19 protein-coding genes and 1 pseudogene are annotated in these 19791 nt (G+C 69.3%); 12 read left to right on the top strand and 8 right to left on the bottom strand.

The window, feature by feature from the left end; translation table 11 throughout:
- Positions 1 to 70: 70 nt before the first annotated feature.
- Positions 71 to 1507 carry a class I SAM-dependent methyltransferase gene (locus HUX53_RS20130; RefSeq protein WP_176404766.1) on the top strand — a complete coding sequence of 479 codons (1437 nt, stop codon included), beginning with the start codon at positions 71 to 73 and terminating at the stop codon, positions 1505 to 1507.
- On the opposite strand, the gene HUX53_RS20125 is transcribed toward HUX53_RS20130, so the two are convergent.
- Both HUX53_RS20125 and HUX53_RS20120 read right to left on the bottom strand, forming a co-directional pair.
- A complete protein-coding gene (locus HUX53_RS20125; RefSeq protein WP_176404765.1) occupies positions 1500 to 2744 on the bottom strand; it encodes a sodium:proton exchanger in 1245 nt (414 codons plus the stop codon). The two genes, HUX53_RS20130 and HUX53_RS20125, sit on opposite strands and share 8 nt — an antisense overlap.
- A gap of 105 nt (positions 2745 to 2849) precedes the next feature.
- Complete coding sequence (locus HUX53_RS20120; RefSeq protein ID WP_176404764.1) at positions 2850 to 3920, bottom strand: quinone-dependent dihydroorotate dehydrogenase; 1071 nt, start codon at positions 3918 to 3920, stop codon at positions 2850 to 2852.
- Positions 3921 to 4167: 247 nt separating this feature from the next.
- On the opposite strand from HUX53_RS20120, the gene HUX53_RS20115 reads away from it, so the two are divergent.
- A complete protein-coding gene (locus HUX53_RS20115; RefSeq protein WP_176404763.1) occupies positions 4168 to 4362 on the top strand; it encodes a DUF6243 family protein in 195 nt (64 codons plus the stop codon).
- A gap of 38 nt (positions 4363 to 4400) precedes the next feature.
- On the opposite strand, the gene HUX53_RS20110 is transcribed toward HUX53_RS20115, so the two are convergent.
- Positions 4401 to 5582, bottom strand: coding sequence for a hypothetical protein (locus HUX53_RS20110; RefSeq protein WP_176404762.1), 1182 nt, complete (start codon positions 5580 to 5582; stop codon positions 4401 to 4403).
- Positions 5583 to 5768: 186 nt separating this feature from the next.
- Between HUX53_RS20110 and HUX53_RS20105 the strand changes: the two genes are divergently transcribed.
- From HUX53_RS20105 to HUX53_RS20075, 7 genes are all read left to right on the top strand, one after another.
- The gene (locus HUX53_RS20105) at positions 5769 to 6713 is read left to right on the top strand and encodes a hypothetical protein (protein WP_176404761.1); all 945 of its coding nucleotides are present in this window, start codon (positions 5769 to 5771) and stop codon (positions 6711 to 6713) included.
- A 972-nt stretch (positions 6714 to 7685) separates the two neighbouring features.
- A complete protein-coding gene (locus HUX53_RS20100) occupies positions 7686 to 9053 on the top strand; it encodes an extracellular solute-binding protein (RefSeq protein WP_217919644.1) in 1368 nt (455 codons plus the stop codon).
- An 11-nt stretch (positions 9054 to 9064) separates the two neighbouring features.
- Positions 9065 to 10003, top strand: a complete 939-nt coding sequence (locus tag HUX53_RS20095) for a carbohydrate ABC transporter permease (RefSeq protein WP_176404760.1) — start codon at positions 9065 to 9067, stop codon at positions 10001 to 10003.
- Positions 10003 to 10833 (top strand): carbohydrate ABC transporter permease, encoded by an 831-nt coding sequence (locus HUX53_RS20090; protein WP_176404759.1) that lies wholly within the window; start codon positions 10003 to 10005, stop codon positions 10831 to 10833. The genes HUX53_RS20095 and HUX53_RS20090 overlap by 1 nt, the downstream gene beginning before the upstream one ends.
- Before the next feature lie 9 nt (positions 10834 to 10842).
- On the top strand, positions 10843 to 12087 hold the full coding sequence (locus HUX53_RS20085; protein ID WP_176404758.1) for an ABC transporter ATP-binding protein: 1245 nt from the start codon (positions 10843 to 10845) through the stop codon (positions 12085 to 12087).
- Entirely contained in the window at positions 12087 to 13319 is a 1233-nt protein-coding gene (locus HUX53_RS20080; RefSeq protein WP_176404757.1) for a DUF4032 domain-containing protein, read from the top strand. Before HUX53_RS20085 ends, HUX53_RS20080 begins: the two co-directional genes overlap by 1 nt.
- A gap of 11 nt (positions 13320 to 13330) precedes the next feature.
- On the top strand, positions 13331 to 14071 hold the full coding sequence (locus tag HUX53_RS20075; RefSeq protein WP_176404756.1) for a class I SAM-dependent methyltransferase: 741 nt from the start codon (positions 13331 to 13333) through the stop codon (positions 14069 to 14071).
- On the opposite strand, the gene HUX53_RS20070 is transcribed toward HUX53_RS20075, so the two are convergent.
- Entirely contained in the window at positions 14026 to 14940 is a 915-nt protein-coding gene (locus HUX53_RS20070) for a helix-turn-helix transcriptional regulator (RefSeq protein WP_176404755.1), read from the bottom strand. The two genes, HUX53_RS20075 and HUX53_RS20070, sit on opposite strands and share 46 nt — an antisense overlap.
- Positions 14941 to 15313: 373 nt before the next feature.
- Here HUX53_RS20070 and HUX53_RS20065 point away from each other — a divergent pair, with 373 nt between their 5' ends.
- The gene (locus tag HUX53_RS20065) at positions 15314 to 15895 is read left to right on the top strand and encodes a hypothetical protein (RefSeq protein ID WP_176404754.1); all 582 of its coding nucleotides are present in this window, start codon (positions 15314 to 15316) and stop codon (positions 15893 to 15895) included.
- A gap of 205 nt (positions 15896 to 16100) precedes the next feature.
- Positions 16101 to 16208 (top strand): annotated as a pseudogene (locus HUX53_RS20060) (DUF664 domain-containing protein); the annotation flags it as partial.
- Between the two features lie 3 nt (positions 16209 to 16211).
- Here the strand turns inward: HUX53_RS20060 and HUX53_RS20055 are convergent.
- Both HUX53_RS20055 and HUX53_RS20050 read right to left on the bottom strand, forming a co-directional pair.
- Complete coding sequence (locus HUX53_RS20055; RefSeq protein WP_217919648.1) at positions 16212 to 16736, bottom strand: GNAT family N-acetyltransferase; 525 nt, start codon at positions 16734 to 16736, stop codon at positions 16212 to 16214.
- 37 nt (positions 16737 to 16773) lie between these two features.
- Positions 16774 to 17259, bottom strand: coding sequence for a nuclear transport factor 2 family protein (locus HUX53_RS20050; RefSeq protein ID WP_176404752.1), 486 nt, complete (start codon positions 17257 to 17259; stop codon positions 16774 to 16776).
- Between the two features lie 99 nt (positions 17260 to 17358).
- Here HUX53_RS20050 and HUX53_RS20045 point away from each other — a divergent pair, with 99 nt between their 5' ends.
- Positions 17359 to 18321 carry an alpha/beta fold hydrolase gene (locus tag HUX53_RS20045; protein ID WP_176404786.1) on the top strand — a complete coding sequence of 321 codons (963 nt, stop codon included), beginning with the start codon at positions 17359 to 17361 and terminating at the stop codon, positions 18319 to 18321.
- Here HUX53_RS20045 and HUX53_RS20040 read toward each other — a convergent pair.
- Positions 18318 to 18854 (bottom strand): TetR/AcrR family transcriptional regulator, encoded by a 537-nt coding sequence (locus tag HUX53_RS20040; protein WP_176404751.1) that lies wholly within the window; start codon positions 18852 to 18854, stop codon positions 18318 to 18320. The genes HUX53_RS20045 and HUX53_RS20040 overlap by 4 nt on opposite strands.
- Before the next feature lie 18 nt (positions 18855 to 18872).
- The gene (locus tag HUX53_RS20035) at positions 18873 to 19433 is read right to left on the bottom strand and encodes a hypothetical protein (protein ID WP_176404750.1); all 561 of its coding nucleotides are present in this window, start codon (positions 19431 to 19433) and stop codon (positions 18873 to 18875) included.
- Positions 19434 to 19791 lie beyond the last annotated feature (358 nt).

Genomic DNA, 19791 nt, shown 5'->3' with positions numbered 1-19791 from the left:
CAAGAGCGCACTTTCCGTGTGGAGCTGTGTTGGGTGTGTCGTTGTGCGGGGGGAGCGGGAGGATGGGTGGGTGAGTGATCTTCTTCGGGTGCGTGAGTTGTTGGTCGGGGCCGGTTACACGGTCGGCGGGGTGCGGGAACTGCTGGGGCCGGTTGCGGGTGGAGCGTTGGCTCGGGACGAAGTTGTGCCTGCCTTGCGGACTACGCGGGGTGAGTCGGCCCTTGAGGTGCTGACTCGGCTTTTCTGGTTGCAGGTGCCAGTGCCGGTGGACGCCATTCCGGCGGACGAGTTGGTGGCGGCGAGGCTTGTCGAGGTGTCCGGTGGGGAGATGCGGGCGCTTTTGCGCGTGGAGCCGCTGGAGGGCGTTGGCGGAGACGGGCATGTCGGGTATGTCGTTTCCGATCTGAAAGTGCGTCCGGGGGCGGGTATGCCGGCGGGCGATCATGTGGTGGGGACGGGCGGGGCTTCCGGGAATCTGGCACGGCTGGTTGTCCACAGGGCTGTGGATAACGTGCTCGATCTCGGGACCGGGTGCGGGGTGCAGGCCGTGCATATGGCGGACCGGAATCCGCTCGCGAGGATTACCGCGACGGACGTCAATCCGCGGGCGCTGGAGTTGGCCGCCATGAGCTTCGCGCTCTCGGGGGTCGATGGCGCAGAGCTCGTCGAAGGGTCGTTGCTGGAGCCGGTCCGGGGGCGGCGGTTCGATCTGATCGTATCGAATCCGCCGTTCGTCGTGGCGCCGGACGAGGGGCCGCGGTTCACTTACCGGGAGTCCGGGATGGAGGGCGACGACTTCTGCCGGATGCTCGTCGGCGAGGCGCCGAAGTATTTGAACGACGGCGGATACTGCCAGCTCCTGGCGAATTGGCTGCATATCGACGGTGTTCCTTGGGAGGAACGCGTCGGTGGCTGGGTGGACGGATGCGACGCGTGGGTCGTCCAGCGGGACGTCCAGGATCCGGCCGAGTACGCCGAGTTGTGGCTGCGGGATTCGTGCGAGACCGGCACGCCCGAGTATCGGACGAGGTATGAGGCGTGGCTCGACTACTTCGAGCGGCGGAACGTCGTCGGGGTCGGGTTCGGGTGGATCACGTTGCGGCGGAGCGAGCGTCCGGTGGTCCGGGTGGAGGAGTTGCGGCACGCCGTCGAGGAGCCCGTCGGCGCCTACGTTGAGGACGTTCTGGACGGCCTCTCGAAGGGCGCCGAGTTTTCCACAGGCTGTGGACGACTGGTGGCGGCGGCGCCCGGACTCGTCCAGGAACAGGTCGGTCCGCCCGGTGCCGAGGACCCGGAGCGGATCGTCCTGCGGCAGGCGGATCGGCTGCGCCGTGCGGCCGGAGTCGGGACGGTCGAGGCCGGCCTCGCGGGAGTCTGCGACGGCACGTTGCCGCTTGAGCCGCTGCTCGACGCCATCGCCCAGCTGACGGGCATGGACGCGGACCAGGTGCGTGCGCACGCCGATGCCGTCCTGCCGGAGTTGATCGCGGACGGATTCTTCATCTAGAACGGATGACCGTCGCCATCGCCGCCCCCAGGTCGCGGTGCCGCGCGATCAGCACGGAGAACCCGATCGCCAGGTAGACGCCCGAAAGGACCAGCCGGGCGGTCTCGTCCGGCAGGACGAACTGCACCGCGAACAGCACGAACAGCGCCGCCGCCTCCCACCGCTTGAAGACGAGGTCGATGAGGAGGGCGAGGCCGAGGATGGTCTGCGCGGCGGTCAGCAGCACCTCCTCGATCTGCCGGGAGTCGAGCGGCAGCGACCACGCGCCGCCGCCGATCCGGTAGGCGATCGGCAGGGTGCCGATCAGCAGCGTCCACTGGTTGACCTTGCTGGACAGCAGCGTCCCGATCGCGTCGGCGTCCCGCAGCCGCCACGCGAACATGGTGGCGACGAGCAGTTCCGGCGCCTCGGACGCGAGCGGCGCCAGCCACTGCACCAGCAGGAACTCGTCGATGCCGAGGGACACGCCCGCGTCCACCAGCGCGTTCGCGAACGGTTTCGCCGAGAGGAACACGATGACCGCGCCGAGCGCGAATCCGCCCGCGGTGGCCATGCGCCGTCGTCGTTTCGGCAGCGTGACCAGGCGAGCGGGGACGCCGGCGAGTTCCTCGACGTCCTCTTGGCGGTCGCGCGAGATCCGCACGATGTAGAGGACGTACAGCACGATCAGGACGATGGAGATGTACCACCCGATCTCGCCCGTCAGCGCGGGGATGAAGCCGAGGACGGCGGCGAGCGCGAGGAACCCGAGTTCGATGCGGTGCAGCGGGGTCAGCCGGACGTCCCGCCGCTCGGTCGTGCGCGCCGCGTGTCGTCCCCTGCCCGTTCGTCCGGACACGCGGCGGACGCCGAGCGCGAACGCCAGCACCACCAGGGCCCATCCGACCCCGACGAGCAGCCGGTTCGCGCCGGTCATGTTGGCGGCCGCGTACCCGGCGTATTCCGGTCTCGTTCCGGCGGCGTAGGCGTAGTAGAGGTCCACCGCGTACTCGGGCAGCACCGCGATGAGCGCCAGCAGTGCGAGCGCGAGCGCCCCCGACATGTCGGCGCGCGCCGTCTCCGCCGCCCACATGAGCAGGATCGCCGCCGCCAGCACCCCGATGCCGAACACGACCATCGCCGCCACCGCGGGCAGCTCGAACCCGCCCGCCCGTGTCACGATCGCGGGCAGCGCGAGGACCAGCGTCAACGCCACCCGGACGAGCAGCGTCCTGCGGGACATCAACTCGCCGGCCATACCCGCACCGTGCCCCGCACGCCCGAACCGATGCGGCCACGCACTGCAACCAACGGCAAAGCCCCGCCGGCCCAAGCACTGAACAAGCAGGCGTGCGACAGGCGGTCAGCGGCGGGCTTCGGCCAGGGTGCGGAAGGTGCTCGCGCGGAGGCGGCGGGAGAGTTCGCGGTTGACGCGGTGTGCCCAGAACGGGCCGCCGTAGATCATGCCGGTGTAGCCCTGGACGAGCGTCGCGCCCGCGCGGACGCGTTCCCACACATCGTCGGCCGTCTCGACGCCGCCGACGGAAACGAGCGTGAGCCGTCCGCCGGTGCGGGTGTGCAGGCGGCGCAGGACGTCCAGGGACCGCTCCTTCAGCGGGGCGCCGGACAGCCCGCCGGTCTCCTTCACCAGCGCGGGCGGGCTCAGCAGCGCGTCGCGGCCGATGGTGGTGTTGGCCGCGATGATGCCGTCCAGTCCCAGGTCGAGCGCGAGATCGGCGACCGCGTCGATGTCGTCGTCCGCCAGGTCCGGCGCGATCTTGACCAGCAGCGGGACGCGGCGCGTCGTCACCCGGTCGGCGGCCTCGCGGACGGCCCTCAGCAGCGGCCGCAGATGCTCGACGGCCTGCAGGTTTCGCAAGCCGGGCGTGTTGGGGGAGCTGACGTTGACGACGAGGTAGTCCGCGTGCGGGGCGAGACGCTCGGCGCTCGCCACGTAGTCGGCCGCGGCGGACGCCTCCGGGACGACCTTGGTCTTGCCGATGTTGACGCCGACGATCGTCCCGGCGCGGCGGCCGTGCAGCCTGCGTGCGGCGGCCTCGGAGCCCGCGTTGTTGAAGCCCATCCGGTTGATGACCGCCCGGTCGGGCGGGAGCCGGAACAGCCGGGGCTGCGGGTTGCCGGGCTGTTGCCGCCCGGTCACCGTCCCGATCTCGACGTGGCCGAACCCGAACGCGCCGAGCGCCTCGTAGGCGACGGCGTCCTTGTCGAACCCGGCGGCGAGGCCGAGCGGGCTCGGGAAGTCCAGCCCGAGCGCGTGCACGGCGAGCCCCGGGTCGCGGGTCGCGAGCAGCCGGCGCAGCAGCGGCGCCAGCCCGGGCACGGACTGGATCCCGCGCAGCCCCCGCAACGTCAGGTGATGCGCGGTCTCCGCCGGGACGCGGGAGATGACCAGTGAGAACAGGAGTCGATACATCACCGCGAGTATCTCAGGCCCGCCCCGGCGAAAACCCGTTGAGGACCCCCGAAGGCGATGCCTAGCCTGGCCGCATGCTGATCCAATCCGCGGCCACCGCGTGGTGGCCCGCTCTGTGCCTCGTGTACCGCGAGCGTCCCGCCGCCAGGTCCGGCCGGGACGCGATTCGCGTCTGAGCTGCACGCTCCCGTGCGGCCGGGCCTGGGTGCAGGCGAATCGAGCACACCCAGCCGAACGGGAGAACCCCATGTCCAAGAGCCGCGGCCGAAACGGAATGTCGAGCGTGGGCGGCCAGCGCAAGAAGCTGTCGCGAGGCGACCTGCGCGGCAGGCGGGCGCAGGCGCCCAGCGCCGCCGGCGACCCGGCCGCCGAGAAGAAGGAACTGCTCAGGAAGATGCGCGAACGCGCCGAGCAGCGCGCCGCTTCCGACCGCGACGAATAGCGAGGAACCGCGCCGGCTCCCCTGGGGACCGGCGCGGTTCAGCGTCCGCGAAAGGTGCGGCGGAGGGTGAGCCGGACGTCCTGGCTCGCCTGCCGCATCGTCCGGCGCGCGGCACTCAGCGGTTCGCGCACCGACACCCGCCACATGCCCCGGACACCGCTGCCGATGGGACGCAGCACACTCGTCTTCACCCAACGGGCAGGCGCGACGATCACCACCCTTACCGGGACGACGACCAGCGTCCGCCACATGACCGCGATGCCCGCGACGGCCGGAGCCAGCACATACCGCCACAAAGCCTGAGCGGGGAGAACGAACAGCACGCGTCCGAGCCAGCCAAGGCATCGCCCGAGCAGCCGCCACGACCAGACCAGCCCGGCCACGAAGGCCCGCAACCCGGCCGCAAGGACGGCGAGGGTCCGGCGTCCCAACCAGGCAAGGCCAAGCAGGGGCGGCCACAGGACGTACCGCCACAACAACACGGCGGGCATGACCACGAGCACGCCGACCAGCAACCCGATTCCACGCCGGGTGGCGGACAGCAGCCACGCAAGCCCCCACCCCAACGCCCGCAGCGGCCGAAGCAGAACGAACTCCAGCATCCGCCCGAACGGGACGACCAGCACCCGGTACAACCACCGCCCGAACCGCCCCGACCCGCGTCCGAACCAGCGCAGGAACCCCAGGATCACCACGACGCCAAGCCACCGCAGCGGCCGGACGACGACGAGATCGAAGAGCGCGCCCAACTGCCGCAGGAGCCCCCAGATCGCCACGACGGCGAGCCAGCGCAGCGGCCGGACGATGACGAGATTGAGCAGCGCGACCATCTGGCGCAAGAAGCCCAGGATCACCACGACGCCGAGCCAGCGCAGTGGTCTGACAACAACGAGATCGAAGAGCGCGCCGATTCCGTGTCCGATGGCGGTTGCCAGGCGTCCGAGCGGGGCGAGCAGCCATCTGTAGAGCGCGAGCCAGGTAGCGCGCAGTAGCCGTCCGATGAGTCGCGCCAGTCGACCCGGTGCCCGCGTCAGGCGCTGCCAAGCCGTCCGCAAGCCCCGGCCGATCAGCGCGAACAGGTCGTGGACGAGGCGTAGCGGTAGCACGACGATCAGTGCCACGATCCGGGCCGGGACGATGATCCAGGGCGGGCCCGGGCGTGCCGGGTCCGGCTCCTTGTTCAGGTTGATCGTGCCGCCCGCAGGTTCGTCGCCGGTCACCGCTGCCTTCCTCGCACGTCTTCGCCCTGCTTTGACCCGTTCAGCGGGCGTCCGGTTCCGCGGGCTTGAACCCTTCCGCGCGGCTCACCGTACTCCTCGTCGATCCGGCAGAGCGGTGCGGCGGCTCGACCTGGATCGACGTACGGACCCGGACCGGAGACCGGGCCCAGACGACCTGGAGGACAGATGAAATTCCCACGTTGGGCGATTCCCGTCGTGGCCACGTTCGCCGCGACGGGACTCGTGCTGAGCGCGTGCGGGCAGGAGCGGCCCGGGGCGCAGCAGAACACCGCAGCGAAGCCGCCGGCCGCCGCACCGGCCGCCGACGCGCCCGTGCCCGCGGCCGCGCCGACGACGCTGGAGGTCGCGAGCGTCTCCAAGCTCGGCAAGGTCGTCACCGACGGGGACGGCAGGACGCTGTACCGGTTCGACAACGACACCGCGCGCCCGCCCGCGTCCACCTGCGAGGGCGCGTGCGCCAAGGCGTGGCCGCCGGCGGCGGCCGGCGCGGGGGAGACCGAGGTCCAGGGCGTCGAGCAGTCGCTCGTCGGCAAGGTGAAGCGGCCGGACGGTTCATGGCAGGTCACGCTCGGTGGATGGCCGCTGTACCGGTTCGCCAAGGACCAGAGCCCCGGCGACGTGAAGGGGCAGGGCGTCGGCGGCACCTGGTACGCGGCGGCACCGACGGGCAAGAAGGCCGCCCCGGTCAAGCAGTCGAACCGCCTGAAGGGCTGGACGGTCATCACGGCGAAGCAGGACCCGAAACTCGGCCTGATCTTGACCGACGGCGATGGCCGGACGCTTTACCGCTTCGACAAGGACACCAACAAGCCACCCACGACCAACTGCTTCGGCAAGTGCAAGAAAGCGTGGCCGCCGGCCGTCTTCAAGGGCTGGAAGAAGGTCAAACTCGAAGGCGTCAGCAAGAAGGTCGTCAACTTCATCGAGCGCAAGGACGACGGCAAGTGCCAGCTGACCATCAACGGCTGGCCCATGTACTACTACGAGCAGGACCAGCAGCCCGGCGACACGAACGGCCAGGGTGTCGGCGGGGTCTGGTGGGCGACCACGCCGACCGGTAAGAAGGCCGCCGGCACCGGCTCCAACACGGGCTCGGGCGGCGGCTACTAGCCCCGCCCGCAAAGACGAAGGCGCGGAGGCGTCGCGGGTCGGTCGGGGCCCGCGAAACCTCCGCGCCTTCTCCATGCCCACCGGGCTGCGGAGAGGGAAATGTAGCCTGCTGGAAAGGCGTGCATTAACTGTCGTTCTGCCACCTTGCATAACGGCGGGTGCTGGAGGCGTCCAGACCAGCGAACAGGGCCTTCGTCTGCCGTGCTGAAAGGCGTCCTTTAGTTTGGCCGATGGCGTCGTGCCGCATCTCTTCTCGCCATACGTCATTCTGCTTCCCGCCACTGACCAGATGGCTTTTGACAAGCCGGCCCCGGGAATCCTGGCCGTCCCGGTTGCTGGTCGCCGTCGACATCGAGGGCTACAGCGCCCGCACGCCCCGCCTGCAGTTGGCGGCGCAGACGGATCTGCTGGAGGCGGTGGAGGCGGCCGCCGTCACGGCCGGCCTCGACCGGAGCGGATGGTTCCGGCAGGTCAGCGGGGACGGCTTGCTGGCCGTTCTGCCCGCGGACGCCGACGGCGTCATGGTGGTCGGCGTGTTCACCCGGGCGTTCGAGCGCGCGCTGCACCACAAGGCCCTGGTCACGGGGCGGTCCGCGCTGCTCGGCCCGGCTGGGCCCGCGCCGGTCGTGGTGAGGCGCCTCCTGGACGCGCGTCCCGTGCGGCGGTATCTGACGCTGCGTCCGGAGCGGAATGTCGCGCTGATCGTCTCCGAGCGGATATTCCGGGATGTGGTGGACAGCGGCTTGTGCGCTTTTTCGCACCACCTACCGGGGGCGCCTTTACGATCCCGATCGGACGGAAGTAGTGGAGTGGCTTCTGTGATCGGGGATGCTGCTGTGACGGGAATTTCGCGCCGGTCGAAAGTTGGATCTCGACAGCCTTCGGGTGCGATGTTCGAATGGAGGTCCGTTCCCGCCGGGGTGCGGCCCGCGGAAGTGCTCGCAGCCTGGTGGGAGGCTTCGGGAGGCCCGCATGGTCGAGCGAGTCGGACGAGTGGAGGCGGACGCGCCGGGGCGTGCTCGGCGGCGGGGCAGGGTGACCGGGCGGCACGGCCCGCCGGGCCTCATGCGGACGGCGGTGGCGCTGACCCTGCTTGCGGGGGGACTCGCGGGGTGCGGGAGCAGTGGTGGGACGCCCACGCTCAGGTGGTACATCAACCCTGATGACGGCGGGCAGGCCAAGCTTGCCGCGGCGTGCTCCAAGGCGTCCGGTGGGAAGTACACGATCTCGACGTCGGTGCTGCCGAACGACGCGACGCAGCAGCGCGAGCAGTTGATCCGGCGGCTGGCCGCCAAGGACTCCGGGATCGATTTGATGAGCCTCGATCCGGTGTTCGTGGCGGAGGCCGCCAACGCCGGTTTTCTGCGTCCGTTCCCGGCGAATGAGGCGGGGCAGTTCACCGAGGGCGTGTTCCCGCCGGCTGTGGAGAACTCCACGTGGGAGGGCAGGCTCTACGCGGCGCCGTTCTGGGCCAATACGCAGGTGCTCTGGTACCGCAAGTCGGTGGCGCAGAAGGCGGGGGTCGATCCGGCGGCGCCCGACTTCACCTGGGACAAGATGATCGACGCGGCCGTCCGGACGGGGACGACCGTCGGCGTCCAGGCCAACAAGTACGAGGGCTACATGGTGTGGATCAACGCCCTCGTCGAGTCGGCCGGCGGGCAGATCATCAGCAATGCGGAGAAGGGCGACAACGCGACCATCGAGATCGACTCGCCGGCCGGACGGCAGGCCGCGGCGATCATCTCGAAGCTGGCGCACTCCAAGGCGGCGAGCCCCAGCATGTCGAACGACGACGAGGAGGCGACCCGGTCGCTGCTGAACAGCGCGCGGGGCGGCTTCATGGTCAACTGGGGCTACATCTGGCGGGCGGAGAACTCCGACGCCGACTCCGGGGTGATCTCGAAGGACATCGTGTCCGACCTGGCCTGGGCCAGGTATCCGCGGGTGAACCCCGGGCAGGAGAGCAAGCCCCCGTTCGGCGGCATCGAGATCGGCGTCGGCGCGTACGGGAAGTACAAGGACACCCTGGCCGTGGACGCGGTCAAGTGCATCACGTCCACCGAGCACATGAAGCAGTACATGATCGACTCGGGTAACCCGGCGGCCCGCGCGTCCGTCTACGACGACCCGGAGATCAAGAAGGAGTTCCCGATGGCCGGGCTGATCCGGGACTCCATCGACGCGGCGGCGCCCCGTCCGATCACGCCGTACTACACCGACGTGTCCGGCGCCGTGCAGAGCCGCTGGCATCCGCCGGGCGACGTGAACCCGAACACGACGCCGCGCGAGTCCGAGACGTTCATCCGCCAGGTCCTGCGCGACCAGGCGCTCCTCTGAAGGGACGGGCGATGACCGCAGTGGAGACCGCCCCGGCGAGCGGGCGGCGCGGGACGAGGCGCGCGGAGATCTCCGACCGGAGCCGGGCCGAGCGGCGCCTGGGGCTGATCCTGTCCGTCCCGGCAGTGCTCGTCATGCTGGTGGTGACCGCGTATCCGCTGGTGAACGCGCTGTACCTGTCGCTGTTCCGGTACCGGATCACCGCGCCGGACGACCGCGAGTTCGTTGGCCTCGCCAACTACTGGACGGCGCTGTCCGACCCGCTGTTCTGGCAGGACACCCTCACCACGTTCCTCATCACGTTCATCACGGTCGCGGTGGAACTCGTCATCGGGTTCGCGCTGGCGATGGTGATGCACCGGGCGCTGTTCATGCGGCGGACGGTCCGCACCGCGATCCTGCTGCCGTACGGGATCGTCACCGTCATCTCGGCGTTCGCGTGGCTGTACGCGTTCGACCTGCAGTCGGGGTTCGTGAACTCGTGGTTCGGGCTCGGCGACTACGCCTGGTTCGGCGGCCGCTGGTCGTCCCTCTTCGTGATCATCCTGTCGGAGATCTGGAAGACGACGCCGTTCGTGTCGCTGCTGCTGCTCGCCGGCCTGGCGCAGGTGCCGCGCGACCTCGGCGAGGCGGCCACGGTGGACGGCGCGACGGCGTGGCAGCGGCTGAAGCGGGTGACGATCCCGAACATGAAGGCCGCGATCCTCGTCGCGGTGCTGTTTCGCACGCTGGACGCGTGGCGGATCTTCGACAACGTGTTCATCATGACGTCCGGCCAGAACCAGACCGAGACGCTGTCGTTCCTCACCTACCGGCAGACGATCACCCGGACCGCGATCGGGCTCGGGGACGCCGTCGGGGTGCTGCTGTTCCTTTCCGTGGTGCTGATCGCGGTCGTGTTCATCAAGGGATTCCGCGTGGACCTGTCCCAGGTGAGGGGTGACAAGTGATGGAGAGCGCCCGCTCGAAAGCGCTGTGGGGCGTCGCGACGCTGCTCATTCTCGTCTGGACGGTCTTCCCGATCCTGTGGATCGTGATGCTGTCGTTCAAGCAGCCCGGCGAGGTCGGCAACAAGAAGGGCTTCCTGCCCGCCGACTGGACGTGGGTGAACTACAAGACGGTGTTCAAGACCGACCTGTTCACGTCCGCGCTGATCAACTCGATCGGCATCTCCATCATCGCGACGTTCATCGGCGTGGTCTTCGCGACGCTGGTCGCGTACGCGATCGCACGGCTCGAATTCCCCGGCAAGAAAATCATCCTGTCGTTCGCGCTCGCCATCGCGATGTTCCCTGTGGTCTCGCTCGTCGGGCCGTTGTTCAACCTGTGGCGCGACATCGGCCTGTACGACACCTGGCCGGGGCTGATCATCCCGTACATCTCGTTCGCGCTGCCGCTCGCCATCTGGACGCTGTCGGCGTTCTTCCGCGAGATCCCGTGGGAAATGGAGCAGGCCGCGCAGGTGGACGGCGCCACGACCTGGCAGGCGTTCCGGAAGGTGATCGTCCCGCTGGCCGCGCCCGGCGTTTTCACCGCCGCGATCCTCACGTTCTTCTTCTGCTGGAACGACTTCGTGTTCGGGATCTCGCTGACGTCGTCCGACAGTGCCCGTCCCGTCCCGGCCGCGCTGGCGTTCTTCACCGGCGCGTCGCAGTTCGAGCAGCCCACCACCGCCATCTGCGCGGCGGCGGTCGTGGTGACCATTCCCGTCGTCGTCATCGTCCTGGCGTTCCAGCGCCGCATCGTGGCCGGGCTGACGTCCGGCGCCGTCAAGGGTTGAGGGGAAGCCATGGCCGCCATCACCATGAAGAACATCGTCAAGCGGTACGGCGACGGATTCCCGGCCGTGAACGACGTGTCCCTGGACGTGCGGGACGGCGAGTTCGTGATTCTCGTCGGGCCGTCCGGCTGCGGGAAGTCGACGCTGCTGCGGATGATCGTCGGGCTGGAGGACATCACGTCCGGCGAGATGCTCATCGGCGACAAGGTCGTCAACAGGGTCGCGCCGAGGCAGCGGAATCTGTCGATGGTGTTCCAGAACTACGCCCTGTACCCGCACCTCACGGTCTTCGAGAACATCGCGTTTCCGCTGCGTCTCGCGAAGGTGGCGGACGACGAGGTGGAGCGCCGCGTCAAGGAGACCGCCGACCTGCTGGAGCTGACCGAGCATCTGGACCGGAAACCGGCGAACCTGTCCGGTGGCCAGCGGCAACGCGTCGCGATGGGGCGGGCGATCGTCCGGCAGGCGGATGCGTTCCTGTTCGACGAGCCATTGTCGAACCTGGACGCGAAACTGCGCGGGCAGATGCGCACCGAGATCTCGCGGCTCCAGCGGCGCCTCGGCGTCACGACCGTTTACGTCACCCACGACCAGACGGAGGCGATGACGCTCGGCGACCGCGTCGCGGTGCTGCGCAAGGGTGTTCTGCAGCAGGTCGGAAGCCCGCGCGAACTGTACGAGGAGCCCGTCAACCTGTTCGTGGCGGGGTTCATCGGGTCGCCGTCAATGAACTTCCTGCCCGCGTCGGTGGACGACGGATTCCTCGAAACGCCGCTGGGGCGCTTCGAACTGCGCGACTCGCGCAAGGTCACTGCGATCGGCGACCGTTCGGTGGTGCTGGTGGGCATCCGCCCAGAGCATTTCGAGGACGCTTCACTGGTCGGCGAGGAGAAGAAGGCGAAAGGCAGCATCGTCCGAGCCCGGGTGGACGTCACCGAATGGCTGGGTAACGAGCAGTACGCCTACGTCCCTTACGAGGCGCCCGAGGAACTCGCCGCACAACTGCGGGATCTGTCGCGCGAACTCGACAGCGACCAGCTCCGAACGCAGGCCGTCGTCGCGCTGGACGCCGCCAGCCTCATCACGCCGGGTGGTGAGTCGGAACTGTGGATCGACACGTCGAAGGTGCACATCTTCGACCCCGCCACCGGCGACAACCTGACCCGGGACGAGGAACGCGTCGAGCAGCTCGCCAGAGTCGCCGAGGAATCGCGCGCCGCGCAGCGCGAGGCCCAGCGCGAACCCGCGGGCTGATGCATTTCGTCTTCACCCCGCCCGGCGAATCGGCGGCCGGCCTGCTGGACCTGCCGTGGACGTCGCCGCTCGACGCCTGGGACGACGAACGGCTCGTGGAGATCCGGCAGCGCGGCCTTTCCCGGCACACGGTCCGCTTCATCGCCGAGGGCGGGGTCGTCTACGCGCTGAAAGAGCTGGACACGCGGCTGGCCCGCCGCGAGTACCGGCTGCTGCGGCGCCTCCGCTCGCTCGGCCTCCCCGCCGTCGAGGTCATCGGCGTGGTGGTCGACCGTCCCGACCTCGACGCCATTCTCGTCACGCGGTTCCTGGACTACTCGTCGTCCTATCGAGCCCTGTTCGCCAACGCTCGCTACGGGCATCCGACCGACCGTTTGCTGGACGCGCTGGTGGAACTGCTCGTCCGGCTTCACCTGGCGGGCTTCATGTGGGGTGACTGCTCGCTGTCGAACGTCCTGTTCCGGATGGACGCGGGCGCGTTCGCCGCCTATCTGGTGGACGCCGAAACCGCCGAAATGCACCCGTCCCTCACCGAAGGGCAGCGCGGCTACGACATTTCCCTGGCCCGCGAGCGGATCGCCGGGGAACTGTTCGACCTCTCCGCCGCGGGCACGCTCCCGGAGACGGTCGACCCGATCGACGTCGCGGACGACACCGTCCGCCGGTACCGGGCACTGTGGGACGAACTGACCCGCGAGGAGATCCTGCACGCCGCCGACCAGCGCCACCGCATCGCCGAACGGCTCCGCCGGATCAACTCCCTGGGCTTCGACGTCGACGAGGTGGAACTCGTGGACGCCGGGCCGGACGGCTCGCGGCTCCGCGTCCGCACCCGCGTGGCCGAGCCCGGTCACCACCGCCGCATCCTGATGGCCCGCACCGGGCTGGACGCGCAGGAGAACCAGGCCCGCCGCCTCCTCAACGACATCGCCGGGTATCGCGGGCATCTCGAACGTCTTCGCGGCGGGCCCGTCCCCGAGGTCGTCGCCTCGAACCGGTGGCTCGCCGAGGTGTACGAACCGGTGATCACCGCCGTCCCGCCCGGCCTCCGCGACCGCCTGGACGACGTTGAACTGTTCCACGAGGTGCTCGAACACCGCTGGTTCCTGTCCGAGAAGTCCGGCCGGGACGTCGGGACGTCGGCCGCCGCGCGCGACTACTTCGCGTCCGTGCTGCCCGCCGTCCCGGAGGACCTGACCGAGACCGGCCGTCCACCTGACAGGACGAGTTGATCGTTTCTGGCATGATCAACAACATGTATGAGCATTTCGCCCACGAGTATGCAATCCACGCCGAGGAGAGCGCCTACAACGCCCTCTACGACCGTCCCGCCGTGCTGGGCCTCGCCGGCGACGTGGCCGGACTGTCCGTCTTCGACGCCGCCTGCGGCCCCGGCCTGTACGCCGCCGAATTGCTGAACCGCGGGGCGCGCGTGACCGGCTGCGACGCGAGCCCGACCTTCGTCGAAATGGCCGTCGCCCGCACCGACGGCCGCGCCGATCTGCGCGTCCACGACCTGTCCCAGCCGTTGGCCTGGGTTCCGGACGGTTCATGCGATCTGGTCGTCCTCGCCCTGGCCCTGCACTACTTCGACGACCGTGTGGCGCTCCTGTCGGAACTTCGGCGAATCCTGACTTCCGACGGCGCGCTCGTCCTTTCCACGGAGCACCCGACCATGGACTGGGTGCGCCTGGGCGGCTCCTACTTCACGCAAGAACCCGTAGAGGAGTCGTTGAGCCCCGACCGGGACTGGCCGATCCGGTCGTGGCGCCGTCCGCTGACGTCGATCTGCGCCGAGTTCCGCGCGGCCGGCTTCCTCATCGAGGAACTGCTGGAGCCGCGTCCCGTCCCCGAAATGGCCGACCGCTACCCGGAGGACCACGCCAAGCTGGAAGCCCTCCCGGCCTTCATCGACTTCCGGCTGATCCCCGCCCCGGCTCAGCCGACCGGGTCCTCGCGGAGGTTGTACGGGCGGCAGCCGTGATGGCCGCTGGCCGGGGCGAGCCCCTCGCGACTGACCAGGTGGTCGGTGCCGTAGCCGCGCCGCTGCTGGTAGGCCCAGTAGGCGGTGTGCCTCCCACTGGTCCACTTCTCGAAGATCAGCACCTCGCGGACGTCCGCGCCGCCGCTCGCCTTGATGACGAGATCGCCCGGCCGCAGCGCCGACTGCCGGACATGGCGGCAGTACGACGCCTCCAGGAGCGCTGAGTTGGGACCGGGCTTCGGCAGCCCCAGCACCATCGACGCATAGCCGGACCCATCGGCGCGATAGCCCTGATAGCTGGCCGTCTGGTCGTACGGGACGCGGTTCGGAGCGTGCGGATGCCACGCCCGCGTCCGCGCCATGGCCTCCCGCCGGGTGATCACCGCGACCTGCGGCCGCGCCGCCCCGGCGGACGAAACGGCACCGCCGTCCGACGACAACGTCGCCCCGAGCGCCACCCCGGCCGTCCCGGCGACGAGCGTGCACCCGACAACCGCCCCAAGAAAGAGCAACCGCCTACGCCGCCCCGCGCCATGCGGAAGCTCCGTGTTGTGCGAGGGCGTCGCGTTGGACGAAGACCCCATGCGGGACGGCGGGCGCCGTGCCTGGTCCGCCACCTCCCAGAGAATCTCCAGACGGCGGCGGTCCGCACCGCACAGGTCGGCGAGCGAGCCGACGGCGTCCACCGGAATCCACGTCTCGCCACTGAGCCAGCGGCCCCAGGACGACCGGCTCGCGTGCGTCTTGCGTTCGAGGGCGCGGAGGTCGTATCCCGACTCCTCCTTCAGCTCGCGCAGCTCGGTGAGCAGGGTGCGCACCGCCTCCGGCAGGCCGTCCGGCAACGGAGTCGGTGGTCGGCTTCGGCTCATTCGCGATTCTCCCGCAGGTCACACCGCCGATGCGAAAGTCGCCCGGCGCTTATGCGCGCATCGGAAACTCGGTCAGCGCTGGCCCATTATGCCCGCTGCGCAGCCGTCCGGACGCCTTCCATGCATGATCACCGAACGTCTGCCATTGTGCACCCAAGGTGATCGCCAGATGTGTCCCACTGTCCCACTCGAACCGGCCGTGGGACGGCATATTCCCAGCTCACGGCCGTCCCACGCGCGGCGTGTCCCAAGTTTCCGGCGGAGCCCGCGAATGCGGCGGCGAGGTCCCTAATGTGTGCCGGGTCGATCGACGAAACCCCCGCCCAACGCTCCCAGCAGGGGGCAATTACCAGCCATTCAAGGAGGATTTCCAATGGCTTCCCCCCGAACTCTTCTGATCGGCGTCAGCTCGCTGGCGCTGGCCGGCGGCACCGTCTTCGGCCTCACCGGGGTGTCCACGTCCGCCGCGCCGGCGGCGCCCGCGCAGGGCGTCCAGCTGCAGGCGGCGGACGCCCAGGTGGCGGCGGCCGCCGTCCCGAAGGTCACCCGCGCCCAGGTCATCACGCGGGCCAAGACCTGGCACCCGCACACCAGCAGCCGGGTGCCCTACAGCCAGTCCAAGACCCACGGCGGCTACCGCACCGACTGCTCGGGCTACGCGTCCATGACCCTTCGGCTGCCCAAGCCCGGCCCCAACACGGTCGGCCTGGCGTCGTCGACGTACAGCACGCGCATCAAGATGTCCCAGCTCAAGAAGGGCGACCTGATCATCGACGCGATCGGGAGCAACACCACCCGGCACGTCGTCATCTTCGAGAAGTGGACGTCCAGCAAGCACACCGCCTACTGGGCGTACGAGCAGCGCGGCGGCTACGGCACCGACCACCGCACCCGCACCTACGGCCTGGCCAGCGGCAGCCAGTACAAGGCGTACCGACCGAAGAACATCACCTGATCTGACCCCGCAAGAACGCCCGGCCGGGCTTCCCGGCCGGGCGTTCTCACGCGACGATGTCCGGCTGGCTGCAGCTGACCTGGGACGGCGCTGGAAACCAGGCTCCCCCTGACCGCGCTGGCGCAACACCTCACCGCGCGGGGCCGGCAGAGGCGGTCGGCCGGCTGGAGGCCGCAGCGGAGGCGGGTTCAATCCGCCCGACAACCACCCTTCGCTGAGCTGGATCCTGTTTCATCTGCTTCAGGAGTACGCGCGCCATGTTGGGCAGCTCGACGTCGTCCGTGAACTTGCCGACGGCGCTACCGGTGAGTAGCGCTCACGTCAGGGTTTTGGTCAGGAGTTCGAACTCCAGGTCGTCCCGCTTGGGGAGGCCGAAGCGTTCGTCGCCGTAAGGGAAGGGGGACGTTTCGCCGGTGCGGGTGTAGCCGCGGCGGATGTACCAGGCGATCAGGTCTTCGCGGACACTGATCACCGTCATGTGCATCTCCTTCGCGCCCCACTCGTCGCGCGCGACGCGTTCGGCTTCGGCGAGGAGCTGCCTGCCGAGACCGCCGCCCTGACGGGTCGGGCTGACGGCGAACATGCCGAAGTAGGCGTGGCCGTCGCGGTTCTCCAGCTGGCAGCAGCCGGTCGGGACGCCGTCGGTCTCGGCGATCAGCATGCGGGCGTCGGCGCTGGTCACGACGGCCGCGACGGCGTCGGGGTCGGTGCGCCGGCCGTCCAGGAGGTCGGCCTCCGTGGTCCACCCTGCGCGGCTGGAGTCGCCGCGGTAAGCGCTCTGGATGAGCGTGACGAGCGCGGGGATGTCGGCCGGCGTCGCTGTGCGAAAAGTGAGGTTCATGCTGTTCACCAGCGCGACTCTAACGCCGCGCCCTGGGCTACTGGTCGATGCGGCAGTCATCGGTGAGCGGGCGCGTGATCGACCAGTAGCGGTGGAAGTGGCACTTCGACATCTTCCAGCGGCCGTCCTCGATGACGTACTCGTCGTCGTACTCGCCGGTGCTCACGGTCTCGGTGTTGTCGAACAGGTTGACCTGGCGGAATTTCAGCGTCCAACGGCCGGACGCGGTCGTCTCGGTGTGGACGGTGATGTCCGGGTGCGTCGCGTGGTGCATGTCGAGGATGGCGTTCTTGCCGTCGATCTGCTGGAGGGCGATGCGTTCGAAGACCTGCGCGATGCCGTCGGCGTCGTCGAAGGCGCCGAGCCGGCCGTAGTCGATCGAGGCGCCGGAGGCGATGAAGCACGCCCGGAACTCCGCCGGGTCCTTGGCGTCGCAGGCGCGCAGGTAGCGGTGCTTGAGGGCCTTGATGTCCTCGATGGCCTCCAGCCGGGCGATGCGCGCGGCGATGTCGGGGCTCGGCATGGTCGGTGACTCTGGCCTGTGGGTGACGTGCCGTCCAGTGGAGTCCCGTTGAACGGGAGGACGGGCGACCGTGGCGAGGTGGCGGCCGAAGATCGCTGTATGAGCCTCAGTGAAGCCATGGTGGACGTCGGTGACATCGCTCTTCATGTGGTCGAGCAGGGGCACGGGCTTCCGGTGGTGATGTGCCATGGGTTTCCGGGGCTCTGGTACAGCTGGCGTCATCAACTTCCGGTATTGGCGGAGGCCGGGTACCGGGCTATCGCGGTTGATATGCGTGGGTATGGACGGAGTGGTCGTCCTGCCTCACCGGCGAGCTATGACCGGCGCCATACGGTGGCCGACATGGTCGGGCTCCTGGACGGGCTAGGCATTGAAGAGGCCGTCTTCGTCGGGCACGACTTCGGGGCCGCTCTCGTCTGGGACCTGCCTCAGTGGGCCCCTGGACGGGTCAAGGCGCTGATGCAGTTGAGCGTCCCGCGCATGCCCGTTTCGAAGCGTCCGCCTACCGAGCTCTATGCGCGGATGGCTGAGCAGCACTTCGTCCATGTGCACTACTTCCAGGAGCAGGGGCCTGCGGACGAGGAACTGGGAGCCGCACCGGAGCGCTTCCTGGCGAACGTGTTCTGGGCGCTCAGCGGCGGATACCGATACCTCGACATCTGGCAGCACCCCAGCGAAGGCAACGGTTACCTCGATGTGCTGCCCGAAGCGCCGTCCCTGCCGTGGTCATGGTTGTCGCAGGAGGAGTTCGCCTACTACGTCGAAGAATTCCGCCGGACGGGCTTCACCGGTGGGCTCAACTGGTATCGGGCCTACGACCACGTCTGGAACGAGAAGCAGAGCCGTCCGGACGAGCCCGTCACCGTTCCCACCATGTTCCTCGTAGGGGAGCGTGACCCCGTCCTACAGATGATGGGATCGGACGCACTGAAGCAGATGGAGGGACACGTGCCTGGCCTCCGCGACGTCCACATCGTTGAAGGGGCGGGGCACTTCGTGCAGATGGAGGCGGCCGGCGAGGTCAACGAAGCGATGCTCGCCTTCCTCGCCGGCCTCGGCTAGGGCCGCGCCAGCAGGATCTCCAGCGTGCGTTCATACAGGTCGGAGCCGCTCTCGCCCGGCATCAGGTAGCCGCCGACCCACGAGCGCAGCATCAGCCGCGCCCGCAGCCCCGCGTCCTCGGCGCCGAACCCGAGATCCTCCAGGCAGCCGGCGATATGGCCGAGCAGCGCCCGGTCGGCGTGCCGCACCGCCTCCTCGGCCGCGGGCTCGTGCTGCGCCCACAGGCGCATCGCCCGGTCGATCGGCGCGACCTCGCGTCCGAGCGCCTGGATGCGGCGCAGCCGTTCGCGCGGATCGGTGGTGCTGCCCAGGGACAGGCCGAGCACCTCGTCCGTCCGCTCGTGCGCCCACCGGTCGAGCAGCGCCCGCATCAGCTCGGGACGATCCGTGAAATGCCAGTAGAAACTGCCCTTCGTGACGCCGAGCCGCCGGGCGAGCGCGTTGATCGTCACGCCGCGCTCGCCGGCGCGGGCCAGCTCCTGGTAGGCGGCCTCGATCCAGTCGCGCCGCGCCACCTTCGTCCGGGTCGTCATGCCCCCGCCCACCGCCCGTCAGACGAGGACGACCGGGCCGGGATCCAGGCCGAGCCCGATCCTGCCGTAGAGGGCGTAGGCCGCGTCCGGGTCGAACACCACATGCCCGGAGATCGTATTCACATCCCGCTGCGCCCGCTGGAACGGGGAGGACGTGAACTGCGCGCTCGCCCCCGCTGCGGAGCACAACTCGTTCACGACCCGGCGGGCGGTCGCGGCCACGTGCGCCGCGACCAGCCGGGCCCGCGCCCGGTCGGTCATGTCGAGGGTCCGTCCCGTCGCCACGTCCCGGACTGTTTCCTCCAGGAGCAGCCGGGCGGCGGCCAGATCCGCGGTCGCCGCCGCGAACCGGATCTGCCCGCTCATCAGGTCGCGCTGCCGCTCCCCGCTGTAGGCCATCACGCGCGTCGTCATGCGCTCCTCGAACCGCTTCAGCACGCCTTCGGCCGCGCCGAGGACGGGCGCCGCGCCGGTCAGCGCGAACACCGGCACCAGCGGCGTCCGGTAGAGCGGACCTGGGTGGACGCGTGACCCGGGCGACCGTCCACCGGTCAGATCGAGCATCGGTACCGACCGCACCAGCATCATTCTCGACCCGACCCCCTGCGCCTATCTCGGCACTCGAGAAGACGTCGCACGCGCCCACACGTGGAAGGCTAAGAATGGCAAGCCACTTACAACAAAGCCGGGCAGGGTCCTTTCTTGGTACGCCGAACTGGTCCAAGAAATAGTCAACACTGCTGGCGCAGGCCCCTAACGCGGCATCGTCCGACCGCGTGGCTTGTCGTGTCAGGTGGAGTACGTGCCGTCCCAGGGGGCGCAGAACCCGAGACGGTCGGGATATAGCTCGGCCCAGTCGTCTTCGTCCTCGTTCTCACCGTGCCGCTCGATGACCAGGCCGAACAGTACATCGTCGAAAGTCAGCCGGAACGGACGG

It is taken from the genome of Actinomadura sp. BRA 177 (assembly GCF_013372625.1).
Lineage (GTDB): Bacteria > Actinomycetota > Actinomycetes > Streptosporangiales > Streptosporangiaceae > Spirillospora.
Note: the sequence above shows the minus strand (reverse complement) of the source record. Positions and strands in the feature narration are given on the sequence as shown.